We start from the raw sequence: 18919 nt of genomic DNA, 5'->3' as shown, positions 1-18919 counted from the left end.
GAAGAGGGACCGGGATGAACCGTCTGGCGCGCTATCTAATGCCATTTGCCGCAGCTGCAATGCTTGCAGGCTGCGGCGTCAAGGAGTCCATCGAGGATGCCTCGGCCCAGGTCGACCAGTTTCACGCCGCGCTCGATGCCGGCGACTGGCAGGCGGTCTGGAAACGGGCGGACCCGGAATTGCGCAAGGCCACCCGGCGCGAACAGTTCGGCAGGCTGCTCAAGGCGGTCCACCGCAAGCTGGGTAATGTGCAATCGAGCAGGCAGGTAGGCTGGAACGCCAACGCCACGACCGGTGGATCGTTCGTGACGTTGACGATGCAGACGACGTTCGAGAAGGGGGTCGGGACCGAGCAGTTCGTCTACCGCAAGGGGGATGGCGGCAAGCTCATGCTGGTCGGTTACGACATCCAGTCCCAGGACATGATGCTCAATTAGGAGCCAGTTCGAACTGGACGTTCAGATTGACCTGGACGTCCAGTTCACCGGCCGCGACCGGGGGCGGTGCCGGCGATGCCTCGGCGTACATCCGCTTGGCCGCGGTCACCATGATCTGGGGGGAATAGCCGCCGGATTCCGAGATCGACAGGATCCGCACGACATGCAGGCCCGCCGCCTGTGCGTAGAGATCGGCCCTGCGGCGTGCTTCCTTGATGGCGTCCGCGCGCGCTTCGTCCTCTGCCTGCTCGGGCTCGGCCAGCGTGAAGCCGGGGCCATTGACTTCGTTGGCGCCTGCGGAAACCAGCGCATCGATCACCTTGCCGTAATCCTCCAGCTTGCGCTGGCGTACGTTCACCCGGTTGCTGGATTCGTAGGCGACGATGCGGCGTTCGTTGGGATCGTAGCTGCCGTCCGGCTTGCGCGCGGGCTGCGAATAGACCGGATTGATCGAAAGGTCGCGGGTCTGGATATCCTTGCTGGCGATCCCCGCACGCCTGAGCGCGGCGATGACCTGGTTCATCAGCCGGGCGTTTTCCTTCAGGGCCGCGCTCGCCGTATCGCCTCGCGTCGTCACGCCGGCCGAGAAGGTCGCCATGTCCGGCTCGCGGGTCGAGGTGCCCTGGGCGTTGACGGCCAGCAGCGTGTGTCCCTGCTCGATCGGCGCGGGCGCCGCAGTCTGCGCGGATGCCGAAACGGCGCTGAACGCAGTCAAGGGAAGGGCGAGTGCAAGCGCACTGGCCAGGGTCTTCGATTTCATCGGGCGTTCTCCAATTTCATCTTGGAGCAACTGTCTGGCGTGCCTGAGGTTTCCGCAGGCTGAACTGTTTTCAGAGCGTGGCTTCGATCGCCTTGGCCGCTGCCATAGGATCTTCCGCACGGCTGATCGGACGGCCGATGACGAGCACGCTGGCGCCGGCATCGCGTGCCTGACGCGGAGTGACGATGCGCTTCTGGTCGCCTTGCTTGCCATCGTCGAGGCGCAGGCCGGGGACGACGAAGAAGCCGTCCTTCCACTGCTTGTGGACGGCGCCGACTTCGTGGCCGGAACAGACGATGCCGTCGAGCCCGGCGGAATGGGCCAGCTCGGCCAGCCGCAGTGCCTGTTCGTTCGGATCGGACTTTACGCCGATGGCGGTGAGGTCGTCGTCATCGAGACTGGTGAGCACGGTGACGCCCACGACCTTGCAGTTTTCGCCCGCCGCGGCCTTGGCATCTTCCATCATCGCGCGGCCGCCGGCGGCATGGACAGTGACGATCGACGGTTCGAGAACGTGGATTGCCTGCATCGCCGCGGCCACGGTGTTCGGAATGTCGTGCAGCTTGAGATCGAGGAAGATCGGCAGGCCCAGCTTGTGCAATTCATGCACGCCGTGGTGGCCGTGGGCGCAGAAGAACTCCAGCCCCAGCTTGATCCCGCCGATATGGCCGGAAACCTTGCGGACCAGCGCCTCCGCGGCGTCGAGGCGAGGCATGTCGAGGGCCAGAAAGACGGGATTGTGGTTCATGGGTTCAGGCTTCCGGGGTACGGGTTGGCGAAGATGTCGGTTCGGGTGCCGTTTCGGTTGAGACGGTCTCGGCGGGGTGGGCATTGATCGAGGGCAAGGAACTGGCACGCAGCGAGTTCTCGAGGTTGGCGATCCGCCGGCTCATCCGCCAGCGCATGGCCCGCAGATAGAGCCAGACTGGCGCCATGCCGAGCAGGAAGAACACCAGCGCGACGATCCCTACCGGCCATTCGAAGTGGATGTAGTTGCCATCATCGAGCGGCCAGAAATTCACTGGCACCTTCGTCCAGTTCATGGCGATGAAAGCGACGAGGATCGCGGTGATCGCAATCCATGTTACAGTCCGGATGATCTGCATTCTTCCTCCTGCTCTCTTCGCGAATGCCCGATGCTAGGCGGGAATGCGCGGCAAGTGAAGAGTGGCGGTCAGGCTTGCTTGCCGAACACGCGATCGAAGATCGTGTCGACGTGCTTGAAGTGATAGTCGAGGTTGAACTTGTCCTCGATCACCTTTGCAGGCAGCGCTGCGGCGACATCGGGATCAGCCTTGAGCAGTTCCATCAGGCTGAGCTGACCATCCGATTCCCACACCTTCATGGCGTTGCGCTGGACGAGGCGGTAGCTCTCGTCGCGGGTAAGGCCGGCCTGGGTCAGGGCCAGCAGCACGCGCTGCGAATGGACGAGGCCGCCCATGCGATCGAGGTTCTTGAGCATGCGCTCGGGGTAAATGAGCAGCTTGTCGATGACCCCGGTCAGGCGGGCCAGCGCGAAGTCGAGCGTGATCGTCGCGTCGGGCCCGATGAAACGCTCAACCGAGGAGTGCGAGATGTCGCGCTCGTGCCAGAGCGCCACGTTCTCCATTGCCGGCATGGCGTAGGAACGGATGATGCGGGCCTGACCGGTGAGGTTCTCGGTGAGCACCGGGTTGCGTTTGTGCGGCATGGCCGACGAGCCCTTCTGGCCGGGCGAGAAGTATTCCTCGGCCTCGAGAACTTCGGTGCGCTGCAGGTGGCGAACCTCGACGGCAAGGCGCTCGATCGAGCTGGCGATGACGCCCAGCGTCGCGAAGAACATGGCGTGGCGGTCACGCGGGATCACCTGGGTGGAGACTGGCTCGACCTCGAGGCCCATCTTGTCCGCGACATAGGCTTCCACGGCCGGGTCGACATTGGCGAAGGTGCCGACCGCGCCGGAGATCGCGCAAGTCGCCACTTCCTCGCGCGCGGCGATCAGGCGCTTCTTCGCGCGGGAGAATTCGGCATAGGCCTCGGCCATCTTGAGGCCGAAAGTCACCGGCTCGGCGTGGATGCCGTGGCTGCGGCCGATGGTGGGGGTGTACTTGTGCTCCTCGGCGCGACGCTTGATCGCGGCGAGCAGGCCGTCGAGGTCTTCGAGAAGGATGTCGGCGGCACGCACGAGCTGGACGTTCAGGGTCGTGTCGAGCACGTCGGAGCTGGTCATGCCCTGGTGCATGAAGCGCGCTTCGGGGCCGACCTGCTGGGCGACCCAGTCGAGGAAGGCAATGACGTCGTGCTTGGTGACGGCCTCGATCGCGTCGATCGCAGCGACGTCGATCCTGGGATTGGTGGCCCACCAGTCCCACAGGGCCTTGCCGGCGCTTGCGGGCACGGTGCCCATTTCGCCCATCTTGACCGCGGCGTGCGCCTCGATCTCGAACCAGATGCGATAGCGTGCTTCGGGCTCCCAGATCGCGGTCATCGCGGGGCGGGCGTAGCGGGGGACCATGTTCGACTCCTTTTGCTTCCGCGCGAGCCGCTAGGGGGAGCGGGCGCGGAAGGCAAGAGGGCGTGGCCCGGCATCGGTGCCGGACCAGGTGGTTCAGAACGGCCAGATCATCGGAATCATGATGAGTGTCGTGATCGAGACGATCAGCGTCAGCGGGAAACCGAACTTGTAGAAGTCGGTGAACCTGTAGCCGCCCGCGCCGTAGATCAGGGTGTTGGTCTGATAGCCGATCGGGGTGAGGAAGCTAGCCGAGGCCGCGAACATGACCGCCACGACGAAAGGCCGCGGATCGACGTGAAGCGCATTGGCAAGGCTGATGCCGATGGGCGTTACCACCACTGCCACCGCGTTGTTGGTGACGAGTTCGGTCAGTACAAGGCTGAGCAGATAGATCGTGACCAGCGCGGCAAAGGGACCCATCGTTCCAAGCCAGGGCGTGGCCAGCGATACTATGGATTCGACAAGGCCGGTCCTTTCCAGCGCGGTGCCGATCGACAGCATGGCGACGATGAGGGCGATGATGCGCCAGTCGACCGACTTGAACGCCTCGTCCGGCTCGACGCAGCGCATGCCCAGCACGATGGCGACGCCGAGCACCGCCAGGCCTGCGAGGGGCATCACGTCCAGGGCGGCGGCAATGACGATGCCGATCATCGTGCCCACCGCGATCCAGGCCTTGTTGCGGCGGAAGCCCTGGAACGTCGGCTCGGCGATGTTGACCAGTTGCTGATCCTCGACAAGCCGGCGCAGATCCTCGGGCGCGCCTTCCATCAGCACGGTGTCGCCCACCTGCAGGGGCACTGTCTCGTAGCGCTCCTCCAGGTTGGTGCCCTTGCGATGGAGCGCGATGGGATAGACGCCGTAGCGACGGCGCAGGCGCAGGTCGGCCAGCGTGTGACCGATGATCGCAGCGCCCGGCGCCAGCAGTGTCTCGACCATGATCGAATTGCGGGTGGAAAGTTGGACGAGGTGCGGATCGGTGGCGGAAGCGGCCGTCAGGGCGTGCTGGCCGCGCTCCTTGATCGTCATGAGGTCGGTGGCGGACGTGCGCATCACCACGATGTCGCCTTCCTCCAGCAGGCAGTGGGCGAGGTCGCGGCGCAGCGATTCGTCACCGCGAAGGACATCGACGAGGCGGCGCTCGGGGCGCGAGAAGAGATCGATCTGGCGCGGATCCTGGCCGATGTAGGGGGAGCCCGCCTCAATGAAGACCGACACGACGAAACGCTTGTTGTCGCTTGTGGCGGTTACGCCCGCGACCGTGTGACGCTCGGGCAGAAGGCGGTGCGAGATCGCCAGCCAGATCACGCCGATGACCGCCACGACCATGCCCACCGGCGCGATCTCGAAAAGGGACAAGGGCGCAAGGCCGGCCTTGCGGGCCACGCCATCGACCAGGATGTTGGTCGATGTGCCCAGCAGGGTCACCGTGCCGCCCAGAACCGCAGCGAACGAGACCGGCATCAGAATCTTGGACGGGACGATGTTCAGTTCCTTTGCCAGCGTCATGGCGACCGGGATCATCATCATCACCAGCGGCGTGTTGTTGGTGAAGGCCGACATCGCCGCGATTACCGCCAGGAAGGCCGCGATCGAGAGAGTCGGCCGGGTCTTGCCGATGCCGGTGATGCGCGTGGCCAGATGGTCGAGCGCGCCGGTGCGCACCATCGCCGAAGAGATCATGAACATGCACACGATCGTCAACGGGGCAGGGTTGCTCATGGCATCAAGCACGTCGTTCGTGGCGAGGACGCCGAGCAGAAGCAGCACGGCGACAAGCACGATGGCGACCACTTCGGGAGCGGCCACCTCGAACGCGAAGGCAAGGAAGAGCAGGACGAGAAGAACGCCCATCACGGCAGGCGAGCCCACGTCGAATCCCAGGATCATTCTGTCCGCAGCCCTTTCATCCGATCGGCGTCATAGCCCGGTACGACGAGTTAGCGGGAATTGCGCGGCGTGCAAGTGTAATTGTCTATTAAAACGATTGAGAATGGCGCCGTTCCGTCAAAATCTCGTGACATAGAAACCCTTGCTTAGACTAGCTGACCGGCCACATGAAGCTTTCGGTGCATTCGCCTGTCATTTCGCCCAGTGGCGAAAAGCTGCGTTCGATAATCGTGCCGCGGCCATCGTGGCCGATCGCCAGGACGGTGCTGCAGCGCGTGCCGTAGCTCTCATCGTGGATGAAGACGGGCGAGAATCGCGGTTCGGGGCCATGTTCCGGGCGTTCTGCATCGATGGCGGGCGTCTCGTCGCGCAGGGCGTCGAGAAGGGGGGCGAATGTGCGATCGCCATCCGCAAGCCACCGTTCGAGCGCCTTCTCGACTTTCACGGTCTTGGGCCAGGGGACATCGAAGCCGCCGTTCGAAAGGCCGTGAATGCCCGTCGAAAGGCGCCTGCGCTCGAGTTGGGGGTGGTTGGTCAGGAACCATGCCTTGGCGTCCTCGACGAGCACCAGGTTGAACGGATTCATCGCCGTCATGTTTTCCGGATCGGCTCCGGTAAGCAGATCCGTCACGAGGCGCCCGCGCGAGGGACGGCCGGGCTGGGGGCCTTGCGGTACCCGGTAATTGGTGACCAGCGCGAAACGGCCCGCCTCGGTGACGCCCAGCCAGGTGCCGCCGCCGGTCAGGTCGGTGCCTGCGATGATTCCTGAGCCGTCCTCCCAGCACGCGAGCGGTGCGGCGGGCCGGGCGTGGAATTCGTCGCGGTTGCCCGCGCAGACGAGTAGCCAGTCGGGATGTGCATCCCATGCAACGGCGGCAACGCACATCAGATAAGTCCCTTGGCTCTCAGGCTGACATGCCCTTCGCGACCGATGATGACATGGTCGTGAACCGTGATGCCCAGCAAGCGTCCTGCTTCGGCGATGCGGTTGGTGATTTCGATGTCCGCGCGGCTCGGCTGGGGGGAGCCCGAGGGGTGGTTATGGACGAGGATCAGCGCTGTCGCGCCGATGTCGAGCGCGCGACGGATTACCTCGCGGGGATGGATGGCCGCTTCGTCGACCGAGCCTTCACCGACCAGATCGTCCAGCACCAGCATGTTGCGCGCATTGAGGTGAAGCACGCGTACGCGTTCCACGGTGAGATGGGCCATGTCGATCGTCAGGTAATCTATCAGTGCCTGCCACGAGCCGATCACCGGCGCCTCGCGAACCTTCTGCCGCGCCATGCGGGTGGCGGCGACGCGGACCAGTTGCAGGGCCGCCGCGCTCGCCTCGCCCATGCCGGGATGGCTGGCGAGCGTGTGCGGATCGGCCTGCAGCACGCCCGCGAGCGATCCGAAGCGCTGCAGCAGACTGCGCGCCAGCGGTTTCATGTCGCGGCGGGGAACAGCCTGGGTCAGCAGGAGTTCGATCACCTCATGATCGGCGAGCGCATCCTGTCCGCCGTCCAGCAACCGTTTGCGGAGCCGCTTGCGATGCCCGCTGGGATCGTTGGCCGCGTCGATGTGCCTTGGCACGGGAGCAGCCCGTTCATCGAAGAGTGGGGCGTCGTCTGGCATAGAGTGCACAAACAATTGCCTTTCTGGCGCTGTCAGCGCAAGTGATGGAGTGCATGGCGCAAGAGCAGGACCAGCCCCCGGAGCCCGATTTCGCGGCGAGCGAGACGAGCGTGACGCCTGCGCGCTGCGTGCGTTGGCGCAGGGTAATGCTTGCGCTTGCTGCGCTGCTGGTCGTGGTGCTCGGCTCCGTCTGGGTCATGCGCAAGGATATCGCTGACGATGTGATCTCCGGCGAACTCGAATCGATGGGACTGCCGGCGCACTATGAAGTGGTATCGATCGGTCCTTCTGAACAGGTGGTCCGCAATCTGGTGATCGGCGATCCGAAGAAGCCGGATTTCAGCGCGGCGGAACTTCGCGTGGCGACCCGGCTGTACTGGGGCCTTCCGGGGATCGGGCGGATCACCGTGGTGCGCCCGCGCCTCTATGGCGCCTACCATGATGGCAAGATGAGCTTCGGCAGTCTCGACAAGGTGCTGTTTACCGGGAAGGCTGGGCCCTTCGAGATGCCCGACCTCGATGTCGCGGTAGTGGACGGGCGCGCTTTGATCGAAAGCGACAATGGCCGGATCGGTGCGAAGCTGACCGGTGAAGGCCCTTTGCGCGGCGGTTTTTCCGGCGAACTGGCAGCAGTCGCGCCGGAATTGTCGTTCGACGGCTGCAAGGCCGGGCGCACCAGCATTTACGGCAAGGTGACCACGGCATCCGAAAAGCCGCGCTTCGAAGGGCCGGTGCGCATGGCGGGCCTTGGCTGTCCGGACCGTGAAGTCGCGGTGGCGCAGGCAGGGCTGACGCTCGACGTCACGCTCGACAAGGCGCTCGATGGCGGCGAGGGCAAGCTCGGCTTCAAGGCCGGGGCAGGGCGCTATGGGGACAATCGCCTCGATGGCGCGTCCGGTACTGCCAATTTCACCTACCGTGGCCGTTCGCTCAATGCCCGCTACGACCTTGAGGCACGCGGTGTCAGGACGCCGCAAGCCCGGCTTGCCCGCCTCTCGTTCGATGGCCGGGCCCGTTCCGCCGAGGGGCTCGCCCGCTTCGATGTCGACAGCGACATCGGCGGAAAGGGCATCGCCCTGGGGACCGCGCTGGACCAGACCCTGCGCGATGCACAGCGGACGGGCGAGGGCACGCTCGTGGCGCCCCTCGCCGCGCAAATGCGCAGCGCGCTTGCCCTGGAAACCCGCGCCAGCACGCTTGTTGCCAACGTGCTCCTTCGGCGAACGGACGAGGGGTTTAGTCTCGTCGTGCCGCAGGGCTCTCTCAAGGGAGGCAGTGGGTCTTCGCTGCTGACGCTTTCGCGCGTGCAGGCGATGTTCGGTACGGGTGGACTGCCTCGCGTGACCGGCAATTTCGCCACCGGAGGGCGCGGATTGCCACAAGTCTCCGGCCGGATGGAAAGCGGCAACGACGGCAGGCTGGCGATGCATGTGACGATGCCGGGTTACCGCGCCGGCGACACGCGCGTTGCATTGCCGCAGCTCGCGCTGGTTCAGGGTGCCGACGGTGCTCTGACCTTTACCGGCAAGGCCAGTCTCACGGGCGATCTGCCCGGCGGACGGGCGGAAAACCTGATCCTGCCGATTGCGGGAAGTTGGGGAGCGAATGGCGATCTTGCGGTCTGGCCGCGCTGCGCTCAGGTGGCTTTCGACCGGCTGCAGTTCGCCAGCCTGACACTCGACCGGCGCAGTCTGTCGGTTTGCCCTGTGGAAGGGCGGGCTGTCGTTCAGGGCAGGGGTGGCAATCTGCGGGTGGCCGCGGGCGTTTCCGGGCTCGACCTGTTCGGGCATCTCGGGGAAACGCCGATTCGCATCGTCAGTGGGCCGCTCGGGTTCGTTCAGGACGGCACCGGCCCCGGCGTGCTCAAGGCCACGGCACTCGCGGTCGATCTCGGGCCGGAAGACGGCGTTTCGCAGTTCCGAATCGCGGATCTCGACGCGCGCGTCGGTGCCGAGACCGCCGGGACGTTCGGCGGGGCCGACCTGGGCCTCTACGCTGTTCCCCTCGATTTGCGCAGGACGGCCGGCAACTGGCGCTATGCGGATGGCGTGCTTACGATCGATGGCGCCATCTTCACGCTCGTCGACCGTGAAAAGGTCGCCCGTTTCCAGCCCATGGTCGCGCGCGATGCTACCCTGCGCCTTGCCGACAACATAATCACCGCGCAGGCGGTCATTCGCGAACCGGAAAGCGGCCGGGAAGTTGTGCGCGCAGACATCGTGCACGACCTCGGCAGTGCCACAGGCCATGCCGACCTTACCGCGGACGGCATCCGGTTCGACGACAAGCTGCAGGCCGATACGCTCTCCGCCCTGGCGCTGGGCATCGTCTCCAGTCTCGAAGGAACGGTTCGCGGGACCGGCCGAATCGACTGGAACGAGAAAGGCGTCACCAGCCATGGCCGCCTTGCTACCGACGGCGTCGACTTCGCTGCGCCCTTCGGTCCGGTAAAAGGGCTGTCGGGCGAAGTGGTGTTCACCGATCTTCTCGGCCTCGTCACCGCGCCCGACCAGCGATTGAAGCTTGCCTCGATCAACCCCGGCATCGAAGTGACGGACGGCATCCTCTCCTTCGAGATGAAGCCCGACCACTACCTGCAGGTCAATAGTGCCCACTGGCCTTTCATGGGGGGCACGCTTGCGCTCGAACCCGCGCACATGAAGATCGGCGTTGCCGAGACGCGCTACTACACGCTGAAGGTCGAAGGGCTCGATGCGACGACGTTCGTGCGGCATCTCGAAATGGACAACCTCAACGCATCGGGTGTCTTCGACGGCCGTTTGCCGCTGGTGTTCGACGAGAACGGCGGGCGGATCGAGGAAGGCCATCTCGTTTCGCGGCCACCGGGCGGCAATGTCGCCTACGTCGGCGAGCTGACGTACAAGGACTTGTCCGCAATGGGTAATTTCGCCTTCGATACGCTCAAGTCGGTGAATTTCCAGAGCATGGAGATTTCGCTCGGCGGCGATCTGGCGGGAGAGATCATCACCCGCGTCAGCTTCACCGGCCTCAGCCAGGGGCTCGGTGCCAAGCAGAATTTCCTGACGAAGCAGGTCGCGAAGCTGCCGATCCGTTTCGTGCTCAATATCAAGGCGCCCTTCTTCAGCCTGTTCGCGCCGCTGCGGTCGCTCTACGATCCCAGCTACGTGACGGACCCGCGCACGCTCGGCCTTATCGGCATAGACGGTGTCCCCAAGGCGCGGGGACGGCAGGCTCCCGCCGTTTCAGCCATTCAGCCTCCAGTCAGTGAGAATAACCCATGACGGCATGTGAATTGACCGGAGGCTTTCCGGCTGCAACAAATCCGGCGATGAGATGTCGGGGCAAGATGAAATTGCAGCAAGGCCAAGGGTTCGGCGGGCGCGCCGTTCGCGCCGTATGGAAGCAGGGGCCGGTGCTGATGGTCGCGGGTGCGATCGGGGTGCTTGGGGGATGCGTCAATCTGGCGGCGCCCGACAAGCCGATCGTGATCGAGCTGAACATCAATATCCGGCAGGAAGTCGTCTATCGCCTTGACGCTGAAGCGGCCAAGACGATCGAGGAGAACAAGGACATTTTCTGATGACCAGGTTGTCTATCAAGGGTTTCAAGGTGGCCGGGATGGCCGTGGCGGCCGCGCTCATGGCGACGGGCCCCGTCGTGGTCCAGGCGCAGGGTCGCAGCCCCGAATATGCCGCCGCGCGCGCCGCGGGGCAGATTGGCGAGCAGCAGGACGGCTACCTGGGCGTGGTCGGCAGCCAGTCGCAGGACATCGTCAAGATGGTGCGCGATCTCAACAACAAGCGCCGTGCGGTCTACACCGAGGGCGCTGCCGCCGCGAAGAGCACCGTTCAGGAATATGCCACGGCAACCGCGTGCCGCCTGCTGGCCGACACCAAGCCGGGCGAGAAATATCAGGCGCCCGATGGCTCCTGGCAAACGCGCGGCGCAGCGATGCCGTCGCGCCCGGCGGGCTGCAAATAGGGGCGACTGTCGGGACGGGGCGCGAACGCCTTTCCTGATTCGTTCGAAAAGGCCGGTCGACAGCGATGTCGTCCGGCCTTTTTCGTGACCTATCGCCAACGCGGTATCGGTCCGGCAAATCCGGGGCATTGTGGCTGTGCGGGCCGATGCGGTATCTTGCCCTGCGGAAGAGTTGCAGCGCAGCACGCGCCACGGTTGACTCGGGAAAAGCCGCAACCTAAGGGGGCGGCGCTCTTGGCGGACGGCCGTTGTGCGCGTCGTGTGTTCCCGTGTCTCATGAGGAGCCTGACATGAACGACGAGCCTGAAACCCGGGACCCTGTTGGTGAGGATGCGCGTATCGACGCGCTCGACGAGCGGCTGAAAGCCCTTCGTGAGCGGGAAGAGAAGCGCAACCAACCGACGGCGGGCGTGGAATCGGACGAGAATTATCGTCTTGGGAACCGCGTGCTGTCGGAATTGCTGGGGGGTGTCGCGGGCGGCCTGTTTCTCGGTTGGGTGATCGATCACTTTGCCGGAACGTCGCCCTGGGGTCTGTTGGTGATGTTGTTCTTCGGAATCTTCGTCGCCTTCAGGAACATTATCCGGATTTCGAACCGGCGTCCCGACTGATCCCAAATTTCTTTTTGGGCCAGGGGAAGGGGCGCTGTTGTTCAACAGGCGACAGGGATATTCGCGTGGCAGCTGAAGGCAAGGTCGACCCGATGCACCAGTTCACCATCGAGCCGTTGTTCGGCTCTGATGGCTGGCAGATTGCGGGCTATAATATCGCCTTCACCAATAGTGCGCTGTGGATGGCGATCGCTACCGTGCTTCTGCTCGTTTTCGTGGCAGGCGGTGCCAAGCGTCAGCTCGTGCCCGGCCGCTGGCAGATGGCGGTGGAAACCTTCACCGGCTTCATCGATGGCATGCTGGCCGCCAATGTTGGCGCCGCCGGCAAGAAGTATGTGCCCTACATCTTCTCGCTGTTCATGTTCATTCTCTTCGCCAACTTCCTCGGCCTCATGCCGCTCGGCGTGCTGGGGCTGCATCCCTTCACGTTCACCAGCCACTTCTCGGCCACCGGCGTTCTTTCGATCCTGTCGTTCTCGATCGTGATCATCGTCGGTTTCGCCAAGCACAAGCTGCACTTTTTCTCGCTCTTCGTGCCGCACGGTACGCCTGCTGCGATGATCCCGGCCATCTTCGTGGTCGAGCTGATCTCGTTTCTGGTGCGTCCGTTCAGCCTCGGCCTGCGACTGTTCGTCGCGATGATGGCCGGCCACGTCCTGCTCGAAGTGCTCTCCAGCTTCGTGATCAGCTCGGGTAACGCCAGTATCGGCCTCTTCGCCATTGCCGGCCTGCCCAGCTTCATCCTGATGGTCGGCATCTGCGCTCTCGAGCTGCTGGTGGCCGCGATCCAGGCATACGTTTTCGCTCTTCTCACCTGCGTCTATCTGAACGACGCCGAGAACCTTCACTGATTTTACCGCCAATCGAGTTTTCCAAAGGGAGTTTTTGAAATGGACGCAGAAGCTGCAAAGCTGCTTGGTGCTGGTTTCGCCGCTATCGGCGCTGGCCTCGCTTCGATCGGCGTGGGCAACGTTTTCGCCAAGTTCCTCGAAGGCGCGCTGCGCAACCCGGGCGCCGCTGACGCCCAGCAGGGCCGCCTGTTCATCGGCTTCGCCGGTGCCGAGCTTCTGGGCCTGCTCTCGTTCGTTATCGCCGCGCTGCTGATCTTCGCCTGATCGCACGCGTTTCCGTTTGACCGGGCTGCCCGAACCCTTTGGTGGGGCGGCCCGGATCGACGGACCTGAAGTTTTTGACGGCCACCTCGAGACAAGGCTGACCCATGCCTCAAATCGAACAGCTTGCCGCGACCTATTCCAGCCAGATCTTCTGGCTGCTGGTCTTCTTCGGCTTCACCTTCTTCGTCGTCGGGCGGGGCATGGTGCCGAAGGTGATGGATACGGTCGCGCAGCGCGACAAGCAGATTGCAGACGACCTCTTCGCCGCCGAGCGCGCTCGCAAGCAGGCCGACGAGGAAGAGGCTGCCTGGCGCACGCGTGAAAACGCGAACCGTGCCGAGGCACAGAGCCTGATCGCGGATGCACGCGGCAAGGCTGCCGCCGCCACCGCAGACCGCCTTGCGGCTGCACAGGGCGTCATCGACGGCAAGCTTGCCGATGCCGAAAGCCGTATCGCCGAGGCACGTCGTTCGGCATCGGCCGAGATCGAGGACGTCGCGGCAGACGCTGCGCGCGAAATCGTCAGCCGCGTCGCCGGCCTCTCGGTCGACGAAGCTGCTGTCCGTTCCGCCGTGAAGGAGAACCTGGTCCATGGCTGACAATGTTGCCGTAGAGCAGGGCCTTGCCCATGAAGGTGCCGAAATCACCGGCGCGACCACCGCGCATGTAGAGCACCACGCCGAACCGGCGCTGCTCGGCATTGCGCCGCCGGTCGCCGTCGTCAGCGCCTCGATGATCGTGCTGCTCGCCATCGCGATCTGGAAGGGGGCTCCGAGCCTCCTGACCAAGGGCCTCGATTCCCGGATCGCCGAGATCAAGGCGCAGCTCGAGGAAGCCAAGACTCTTCGCGCGGAAGCTGAAGCGCTGCGCAAGGAGTATGCCGACAAGATCGCCAATGCCGAAAAGGACGCGGCCTCGATGCTCGAGCATGCCCGTCACGAGGCTGACGCGATTGTCGCCAAGGCAGAAAAGGACGTGGCCGACGTCATCACCCGCCGCGAGAAGATGGCGCAGGACAAGATCGCGGCCACTGAAATCGCTGCCGTCACCGATCTGCGCAATCAGGCCGCCGCCGCCGCAGCAGCAGCAGCCAAGGGGCTGATCGCGACCAACCATTCGGCAGATGCGGACAAGGCGCTGGTCGACCAGGCGATCGCCGGGATCTGAACGCCTCTTTCCGGCTAGCCGGTACAACAAAAAAGCCCCCGTCCCCGGACGGGGGCTTTTTTGTTGGTGGGGTGATGGCGTTCGTCGATGGCGATTGCCGTTTCGGCGGCCCTGGACGGTGGCAGTTCAAGCTCTGTCGAAGTGGCATTGAGCAAGAAGGTGGTGCGGGCGAGGGCGTGGGCACGTTCTTTCAAATGCGAGCCCGCAGTTCATGGTCCGTCGTCTTGCCGTTTCGTTTTCGCTTGGTCTCCTGACCGTTGCCTCGCCTGCGCTTTGCGATGATCGCGCCTTCGAGGCAGATGCTGCGGCGGTCTACCAGGGGCTCGCGCCGACCGGCATGGCAGTGGCCGTCGTCAAGGATGGCAGGCTGGCCTTCGACCATGGGTTCGGCACGCGAGAGGTCGGCAAGGCGCAACCGGTCGACGCGGATACCGTGTTTCCGATCCATTCGATGACCAAGGCCTTCACCGCCGCGGCACTGGCCGTGCTGATCGACGAGGGCAAGCTGAACTGGGACGACAAGGTCGTCGCGCACTTGCCCGAATTCGCGATGAGCGACCCCTATGTGACCCGCGAAATGACGGTGCGCGACCTGCTCGTTCATCGTTCGGGCCTTTCGCTCGGGGCAGGCGACCTGCTGCTCTGGCCCGATGCGAAGGCGACGCCGGGCGAGGTCGTTGCGGCGTTGAGGCATCTGCCCCTTGCCACCGGCTTTCGCGAGCGTTTCACTTACGACAACATCCTCTACATGGTCGCCGGTGAAGTGGTGGCGCGGGTGTCCGGAATGTCCTGGGCGGATTTCGTCGAACAGCGGCTGTTCGTGCCGCTTGGCATGACCTCTTGCTCGGCTGACCCCGCGAGACCCAGGCCGCTGCCGACGGCCTTGCAGCATTCGCGGGCCGGAGCCGATGCAAAGGTAGAAGCTCTGACGGATCTCGATGCCGTCGCCGATCCGGCGGGCAGCATTTCCTGTTCTGCACGTGACATTGCGCGCTGGGCCGTGTTCCAGATGGGCGACGGCACTGCCGCCAGCGGCGTGCGGGTCCTGACGCCGGAGCGCCTGCACGAGATGCAGGAAGGCGATGTCATCATGCACACGTCGGGCATGCGCCGCCGCCTGGCCAATTCCCATCTGACGGCCTACGGCTTGGGTTGGACGGTTTCGGACTTCGCCGGCGAACGCCTCGTTGAGCATGGCGGTGCGGGGCCGGGTGGCCTTACCAACCTCGTGATGCTGCCGGACCGCAAGGTGGCGGTGGTGGTGTTGACCAACGATATCGTTCCCGCCCACCTGCTGGCCTATCAGCTTGCCGACCGGGCGGTGCGCGGTGAAAACGCTGCCGACTGGAATGGCGAGGTCGTTCGCCGGTATCGCGAATTCATGGCGGAAAAGACGAAGGCATCGGATGCGGCCGCAACTGCGGATGCCGCAACGGGCATGGCCACAGCGCACCCGCTGTCAGCCTATGCGGGGACTTATCGCGATCCCTGGTATGGGGACATCGTCGTGCGCGAGACGGGCAGCGGGCTGGAAATCCATCTGACCCGCTCGAAGTTGCTGCGCGGCCCGCTGGTCCATCGCGACGGAGAGACGTTCGTCGCGCGCTGGCCGGACCGACATCTCAATGCCGATGCCGTCGTGACCTTCGTTGCCGACGGGGAGGGGCGTCCGGCGAGGCTCACGATTGCGCCGGCCACCCCTGACGTGGACTTTTCCTTCGACTATCGGGATCTTCACCCCGTGCGCGTGGCGGGTCATTCCTGGAGCGCCTTGCCTTGAATGCTCATGTGGGCCCCGCAGGGGCGCTGCCGGGGAGCCGGTCTACGAGACAGAAAAGCCTCCGTCCTTCGATGGAAGCTTTTTCTTTTGCGCTTCTTTCTTTCGTTTTTGATTCAGATCTCTGGCTTTGTCCGGATGAAGGTCTAGGCTTGCCGCATTGCCCTTGAGGAGAGGTGATGCATGTTTGTGAAGCTGACCAGTGTCGATCGCACCCCGACCGTGATTAACGCGTCGCAGGTCACGTTCATTTCGCAGATATCGGAAGGTACGCGCATCCGCTTCGGCGAGGGGCGCAGCATTACCGTTGTCGAGCCGCTCGAAGAAGTGATGAGCAGGCTCGACCGCACCCAGTCGTTTCGCGAGACCTGACGGGAAACCGGTTGGCTGCCGGCGGCCTGTTCGTGTTCCGGCTTTGCCCGGCACGAACGGGCGAAGGCTGGCGAGAGCCTTCAGAAGCTGTCCTTGGCCGCTCTCAGCGCGGCGAACGTCGCCACGGCATCACCGCCGCCCCAGCGTGCCCGCATGTCCGGATCGTCGGCGCGCAGGAAGGGGTTGGTCCTCAGTTCCCGTTCCAGCTTCATGGGCACGGTGGGCAGGCCGGCGGCACGCAAGCGCGCGATGTCCTCGGCATAGGCTGCCAGATCGGCGTTGTCGGGATCGGCATGAAGCGCGAACCTGAGGTTCGCTTCGGTATATTCGTGTGCGCAGTAGAGCATCGTTTCGCCGGGCAGGGACTTGAGCCGCTGCAGACTCGCCCAGAACTGCGGCGCGGTACCTTCGAACATGCGGCCGCATCCCAGTGCGAATAGTGAATCGCCGACGAAGGCCATGCGTGCACCGGCCAGGTGGTAGGCGACATGACCCATCGTATGGCCGCCCACGTCGATGACCTTGCCTTTGCGGTCGCCGATCGAGACGGTGTCGCCGTCCTCCACGGTGCGGTCGACCCAGGCGATCTTGCCCGCATCGCCGGCAGGCGCGGTGACATGGCAGCCCGTGACCGCCTTGATCGCCTCGTTTCCGCCTGCGTGATCGGGATGCCAGTGGGTGTTCCAGATCTGGGTGATCTGCCATCCCTTGTGTCCCGCCTGACGGAGGTATTCGTCCGCGTCGGGCGTGTCGATGCAGACGGTTTCCTCGCTCTCCGGATCGTGAAGCAGATAGCCGTAGTTATCGGACAGACAGGGAAACTGGTGAACTTCTAGCATGGAGATCTCCTTGCCTTCCTATGTAGCCATGTTGGCCCAAAGCAAAAGCCCGCCCGGATTGCTCCGGACGGGCCCTTGGTGATTTCGGTGTCCCGGAAGGGACGCCTCAAGATCAACGGTTCTTGAGCGCCTCGCCGAGGATGTCGCCGAGCGACGCACCCGAGTCGGACGAACCGTACTGTTCCACGGCTTCCTTCTCTTCGGCCAGCTGGCGGGCCTTGACCGAGAAGTTCGGCTTCTTGGAGCGGTCGAAACCGGTGACCATGGCATCGAGCTTCTGGCCGACCTGGAAGCGGTCGGGGCGCTGCTCGTCGCGGTCGCGGCCGAGGTCCGAACGCTTGATGAAGCCGGTGGCGCCATCGTCGCCAGCCTGGACTTCCAGGCCGCCGTCGCGGACTTCGAGGACGGTGACGGTGACGACTTCACCACGGCGCAGCGAACCGCCGGCCGCAGCCACGCCGCCAGCCGCCGGAGCGCCACGCTCAAGCTGCTTCATGCCAAGGCTGATGCGTTCCTTCTCGACGTCGACGTCGAGAACCACGGCCGAGACTTCCTCGCCCTTGCGGTGCAGGGCCAGCGCGTCCTCGCCGGAGATGCCCCAGGCGATGTCCGACATGTGGACCATGCCGTCGACGTCGCCGTCGAGGCCGATGAACAGGCCGAATTCGGTCGCGTTCTTGACTTCGCCTTCCACGGTCGAGCCGACCGGGTGCTTCTCGGCGAAGGCTTCCCAGGGGTTCTGCTGAGCCTGCTTGAGGCCGAGCGAGATGCGGCGCTTGTCGGAATCGACTTCCAGCACCATGACTTCGACTTCCTGCGAGGTCGAAACGATCTTGCCCGGGTGGACGTTCTTCTTGGTCCAGGACATTTCGGACACGTGGACGAGGCCCTCGATGCCCGGCTCCAGCTCCACGAAGGCGCCGTATTCGGTGATGTTGGTGACCGTACCGGTGAGCTTGGCGCCGACCGGGTACTTGGCGGCCGCGCCTTCCCAGGGATCGCTCTCGAGCTGCTTCATGCCCAGCGAGATGCGCTGTGTGTCCTGGTTGATGCGGATGATCTGGACGGTGACGGTGTCACCGATGTTGATCACCTCGCTCGGGTGGTTGACGCGCTTGTAGCTCATGTCGGTGACATGGAGCAGGCCGTCGATACCGCCGAGGTCGACGAAGGCGCCGTAGTCGGTGATGTTCTTGACGACACCCTCGATCACCTGACCTTCGGACAGCTTCTCGATCAGCTCGCTGCGCTGCTCGGCACGGGTCTCTTCGAGGACGGCGCGGCGCGACACGACGATGTTGCCGCGGCGACGGTCCATCTTGAGGATCTGGAAGGGCTGCGGCACGTCCATCAGCGGCGCAACGTCGCGCACCGGACGGATGTCGACCTGCGAGCCGGGCAGGAAGGCCACGGCGCCATCGAGGTCGACCGTGAAGCCGCCCTTGACGCGGCCGAAGATCACGCCCTCGACGCGCTTGCCTTCGCCGAATTCGTTTTCGAGCTTGTCCCAGGCGGCTTCGCGGCGAGCGCGGTCGCGGCTGAGCATCGCTTCGCCGTCGGCGTTCTCGACGCGGTCGACATAGACTTCGACTTCGTCGCCGACTTTCAGGCCGTGGTCGTCTTCACCGCGCGCGAATTCGCGCAGCGGCACGCGGCCTTCGCTCTTGAGGCCTACGTCGATGACGGCCTTGTCGTTCTCGATGGCAGTGATGGTGCCCTTGACGACACGGCCTTCGAAGCCGTCGTCGGCAACGCCGCCGAGCTGTTCGTCGAGCATTTTCGCGAAATCGTCGCGAGTCGGATTGGCAGAAGTAGCCATTATCAGGTCTTTCCTGTTCAACGATTTTTCCGGCCAGGCGGTTGTTTCCGCCGGT

The 18919-nt window shown here is 64.3% G+C and carries 20 protein-coding genes; 11 read left to right on the top strand and 9 right to left on the bottom strand.

Going from position 1 to position 18919, the window contains the following annotated elements; genetic code table 11:
- Positions 1-59 precede the first annotated feature (59 nt).
- A complete protein-coding gene (locus tag NZK81_RS13850) occupies positions 60-437 on the top strand; it encodes a DUF4019 domain-containing protein (RefSeq protein WP_260046718.1) in 378 nt (125 codons plus the stop codon).
- On the opposite strand, the gene NZK81_RS13845 is transcribed toward NZK81_RS13850, so the two are convergent.
- From NZK81_RS13845 to radC, 7 genes are all read right to left on the bottom strand, one after another.
- Entirely contained in the window at positions 430-1197 is a 768-nt protein-coding gene (locus NZK81_RS13845) for an SIMPL domain-containing protein (protein WP_260046716.1), read from the bottom strand. The genes NZK81_RS13850 and NZK81_RS13845 overlap by 8 nt on opposite strands.
- Positions 1198-1267: 70 nt before the next feature.
- The gene (gene pyrF / locus NZK81_RS13840) at positions 1268-1945 is read right to left on the bottom strand and encodes an orotidine-5'-phosphate decarboxylase (RefSeq protein ID WP_260046714.1); all 678 of its coding nucleotides are present in this window, start codon (positions 1943-1945) and stop codon (positions 1268-1270) included.
- A gap of 4 nt (positions 1946-1949) precedes the next feature.
- On the bottom strand, positions 1950-2303 hold the full coding sequence (locus tag NZK81_RS13835; RefSeq protein WP_260046713.1) for a LapA family protein: 354 nt from the start codon (positions 2301-2303) through the stop codon (positions 1950-1952).
- A gap of 68 nt (positions 2304-2371) precedes the next feature.
- A complete protein-coding gene (gene purB / locus NZK81_RS13830; RefSeq protein WP_260046712.1) occupies positions 2372-3691 on the bottom strand; it encodes an adenylosuccinate lyase in 1320 nt (439 codons plus the stop codon).
- A 93-nt stretch (positions 3692-3784) separates the two neighbouring features.
- Complete coding sequence (locus NZK81_RS13825) at positions 3785-5581, bottom strand: SLC13 family permease (protein WP_260046710.1); 1797 nt, start codon at positions 5579-5581, stop codon at positions 3785-3787.
- Between the two features lie 151 nt (positions 5582-5732).
- Positions 5733-6467, bottom strand: coding sequence for an NRDE family protein (locus tag NZK81_RS13820; protein WP_260046708.1), 735 nt, complete (start codon positions 6465-6467; stop codon positions 5733-5735).
- On the bottom strand, positions 6467-7201 hold the full coding sequence (radC, locus tag NZK81_RS13815; protein ID WP_260046707.1) for a RadC family protein: 735 nt from the start codon (positions 7199-7201) through the stop codon (positions 6467-6469). Before radC ends, NZK81_RS13820 begins: the two co-directional genes overlap by 1 nt.
- Positions 7202-7254: 53 nt before the next feature.
- On the opposite strand from radC, the gene NZK81_RS13810 reads away from it, so the two are divergent.
- The 10 genes from NZK81_RS13810 to NZK81_RS13765 all read left to right on the top strand — a co-directional run bounded on the left by NZK81_RS13810 (position 7255) and on the right by NZK81_RS13765 (position 16206).
- Positions 7255-10464 (top strand): YdbH domain-containing protein, encoded by a 3210-nt coding sequence (locus tag NZK81_RS13810; protein ID WP_260046706.1) that lies wholly within the window; start codon positions 7255-7257, stop codon positions 10462-10464.
- A 65-nt stretch (positions 10465-10529) separates the two neighbouring features.
- Positions 10530-10763 (top strand): YnbE family lipoprotein, encoded by a 234-nt coding sequence (locus tag NZK81_RS13805; protein WP_260046705.1) that lies wholly within the window; start codon positions 10530-10532, stop codon positions 10761-10763.
- Positions 10763-11164 carry a YdbL family probable chaperone protein gene (locus NZK81_RS13800; protein ID WP_419181683.1) on the top strand — a complete coding sequence of 134 codons (402 nt, stop codon included), beginning with the start codon at positions 10763-10765 and terminating at the stop codon, positions 11162-11164. Before NZK81_RS13805 ends, NZK81_RS13800 begins: the two co-directional genes overlap by 1 nt.
- Before the next feature lie 290 nt (positions 11165-11454).
- Entirely contained in the window at positions 11455-11775 is a 321-nt protein-coding gene (locus NZK81_RS13795) for an AtpZ/AtpI family protein (RefSeq protein ID WP_260046704.1), read from the top strand.
- A 65-nt stretch (positions 11776-11840) separates the two neighbouring features.
- A complete protein-coding gene (locus tag NZK81_RS13790; RefSeq protein WP_260046703.1) occupies positions 11841-12626 on the top strand; it encodes a F0F1 ATP synthase subunit A in 786 nt (261 codons plus the stop codon).
- A gap of 39 nt (positions 12627-12665) precedes the next feature.
- Entirely contained in the window at positions 12666-12890 is a 225-nt protein-coding gene (locus NZK81_RS13785; protein WP_008833283.1) for a F0F1 ATP synthase subunit C, read from the top strand.
- Between the two features lie 104 nt (positions 12891-12994).
- On the top strand, positions 12995-13489 hold the full coding sequence (locus tag NZK81_RS13780) for a F0F1 ATP synthase subunit B family protein (protein ID WP_260046702.1): 495 nt from the start codon (positions 12995-12997) through the stop codon (positions 13487-13489).
- Positions 13482-14057: a F0F1 ATP synthase subunit B family protein gene (locus tag NZK81_RS13775; RefSeq protein ID WP_260046701.1), complete on the top strand. Its 576-nt coding sequence runs from the start codon at positions 13482-13484 to the stop codon at positions 14055-14057. The genes NZK81_RS13780 and NZK81_RS13775 overlap by 8 nt, the downstream gene beginning before the upstream one ends.
- A 211-nt stretch (positions 14058-14268) precedes the next feature.
- Entirely contained in the window at positions 14269-15837 is a 1569-nt protein-coding gene (locus tag NZK81_RS13770) for a serine hydrolase (RefSeq protein ID WP_260046700.1), read from the top strand.
- 180 nt (positions 15838-16017) lie between these two features.
- The gene (locus NZK81_RS13765) at positions 16018-16206 is read left to right on the top strand and encodes a flagellar FlbD family protein (RefSeq protein WP_260046699.1); all 189 of its coding nucleotides are present in this window, start codon (positions 16018-16020) and stop codon (positions 16204-16206) included.
- A gap of 80 nt (positions 16207-16286) precedes the next feature.
- Here NZK81_RS13765 and gloB read toward each other — a convergent pair whose 3' ends face one another.
- On the bottom strand, positions 16287-17045 hold the full coding sequence (gene gloB, locus NZK81_RS13760) for a hydroxyacylglutathione hydrolase (RefSeq protein ID WP_260046698.1): 759 nt from the start codon (positions 17043-17045) through the stop codon (positions 16287-16289).
- Positions 17046-17157: 112 nt separating this feature from the next.
- Positions 17158-18864, bottom strand: a complete 1707-nt coding sequence (gene rpsA / locus NZK81_RS13755) for a 30S ribosomal protein S1 (protein ID WP_260046697.1) — start codon at positions 18862-18864, stop codon at positions 17158-17160.
- Positions 18865-18919 lie beyond the last annotated feature (55 nt).

This window comes from Novosphingobium mangrovisedimenti (genome assembly GCF_025153475.1).
Lineage (GTDB): Bacteria > Pseudomonadota > Alphaproteobacteria > Sphingomonadales > Sphingomonadaceae > Novosphingobium > Novosphingobium mangrovi_A.
The sequence above is the reverse complement of the archived record's forward strand: the minus strand, read 5'-3'. Positions and strand labels throughout refer to the sequence as shown.

Bases quoted from the DNA above. Each gene is read 5' to 3' on its own strand.
- NZK81_RS13850 (WP_260046718.1), top strand. From the start codon at position 60: ATGCTTGCAGGCTGCGGCGTCAAGGAGTCCATCGAGGATGCCTCGGCC.
- NZK81_RS13845 (WP_260046716.1), bottom strand. From the start codon at position 1,197: ATGAAATCGAAGACCCTGGCCAGTGCGCTTGCACTCGCCCTTCCCTTG.
- pyrF (WP_260046714.1), bottom strand. From the start codon at position 1,945: ATGAACCACAATCCCGTCTTTCTGGCCCTCGACATGCCTCGCCTCGAC.
- NZK81_RS13835 (WP_260046713.1), bottom strand. From the start codon at position 2,303: ATGCAGATCATCCGGACTGTAACATGGATTGCGATCACCGCGATCCTC.
- purB (WP_260046712.1), bottom strand. From the start codon at position 3,691: ATGGTCCCCCGCTACGCCCGCCCCGCGATGACCGCGATCTGGGAGCCC.
- NZK81_RS13825 (WP_260046710.1), bottom strand. From the start codon at position 5,581: ATGATCCTGGGATTCGACGTGGGCTCGCCTGCCGTGATGGGCGTTCTT.
- NZK81_RS13820 (WP_260046708.1), bottom strand. From the start codon at position 6,467: ATGTGCGTTGCCGCCGTTGCATGGGATGCACATCCCGACTGGCTACTC.
- radC (WP_260046707.1), bottom strand. From the start codon at position 7,201: ATGCCAGACGACGCCCCACTCTTCGATGAACGGGCTGCTCCCGTGCCA.
- NZK81_RS13810 (WP_260046706.1), top strand. From the start codon at position 7,255: ATGGCGCAAGAGCAGGACCAGCCCCCGGAGCCCGATTTCGCGGCGAGC.
- NZK81_RS13805 (WP_260046705.1), top strand. From the start codon at position 10,530: ATGAAATTGCAGCAAGGCCAAGGGTTCGGCGGGCGCGCCGTTCGCGCC.
- NZK81_RS13800 (WP_419181683.1), top strand. From the start codon at position 10,763: ATGACCAGGTTGTCTATCAAGGGTTTCAAGGTGGCCGGGATGGCCGTG.
- NZK81_RS13795 (WP_260046704.1), top strand. From the start codon at position 11,455: ATGAACGACGAGCCTGAAACCCGGGACCCTGTTGGTGAGGATGCGCGT.
- NZK81_RS13785 (WP_008833283.1), top strand. From the start codon at position 12,666: ATGGACGCAGAAGCTGCAAAGCTGCTTGGTGCTGGTTTCGCCGCTATC.
- NZK81_RS13780 (WP_260046702.1), top strand. From the start codon at position 12,995: ATGCCTCAAATCGAACAGCTTGCCGCGACCTATTCCAGCCAGATCTTC.
- NZK81_RS13775 (WP_260046701.1), top strand. From the start codon at position 13,482: ATGGCTGACAATGTTGCCGTAGAGCAGGGCCTTGCCCATGAAGGTGCC.
- NZK81_RS13770 (WP_260046700.1), top strand. From the start codon at position 14,269: ATGGTCCGTCGTCTTGCCGTTTCGTTTTCGCTTGGTCTCCTGACCGTT.
- NZK81_RS13765 (WP_260046699.1), top strand. From the start codon at position 16,018: ATGTTTGTGAAGCTGACCAGTGTCGATCGCACCCCGACCGTGATTAAC.
- gloB (WP_260046698.1), bottom strand. From the start codon at position 17,045: ATGCTAGAAGTTCACCAGTTTCCCTGTCTGTCCGATAACTACGGCTAT.
- rpsA (WP_260046697.1), bottom strand. From the start codon at position 18,864: ATGGCTACTTCTGCCAATCCGACTCGCGACGATTTCGCGAAAATGCTC.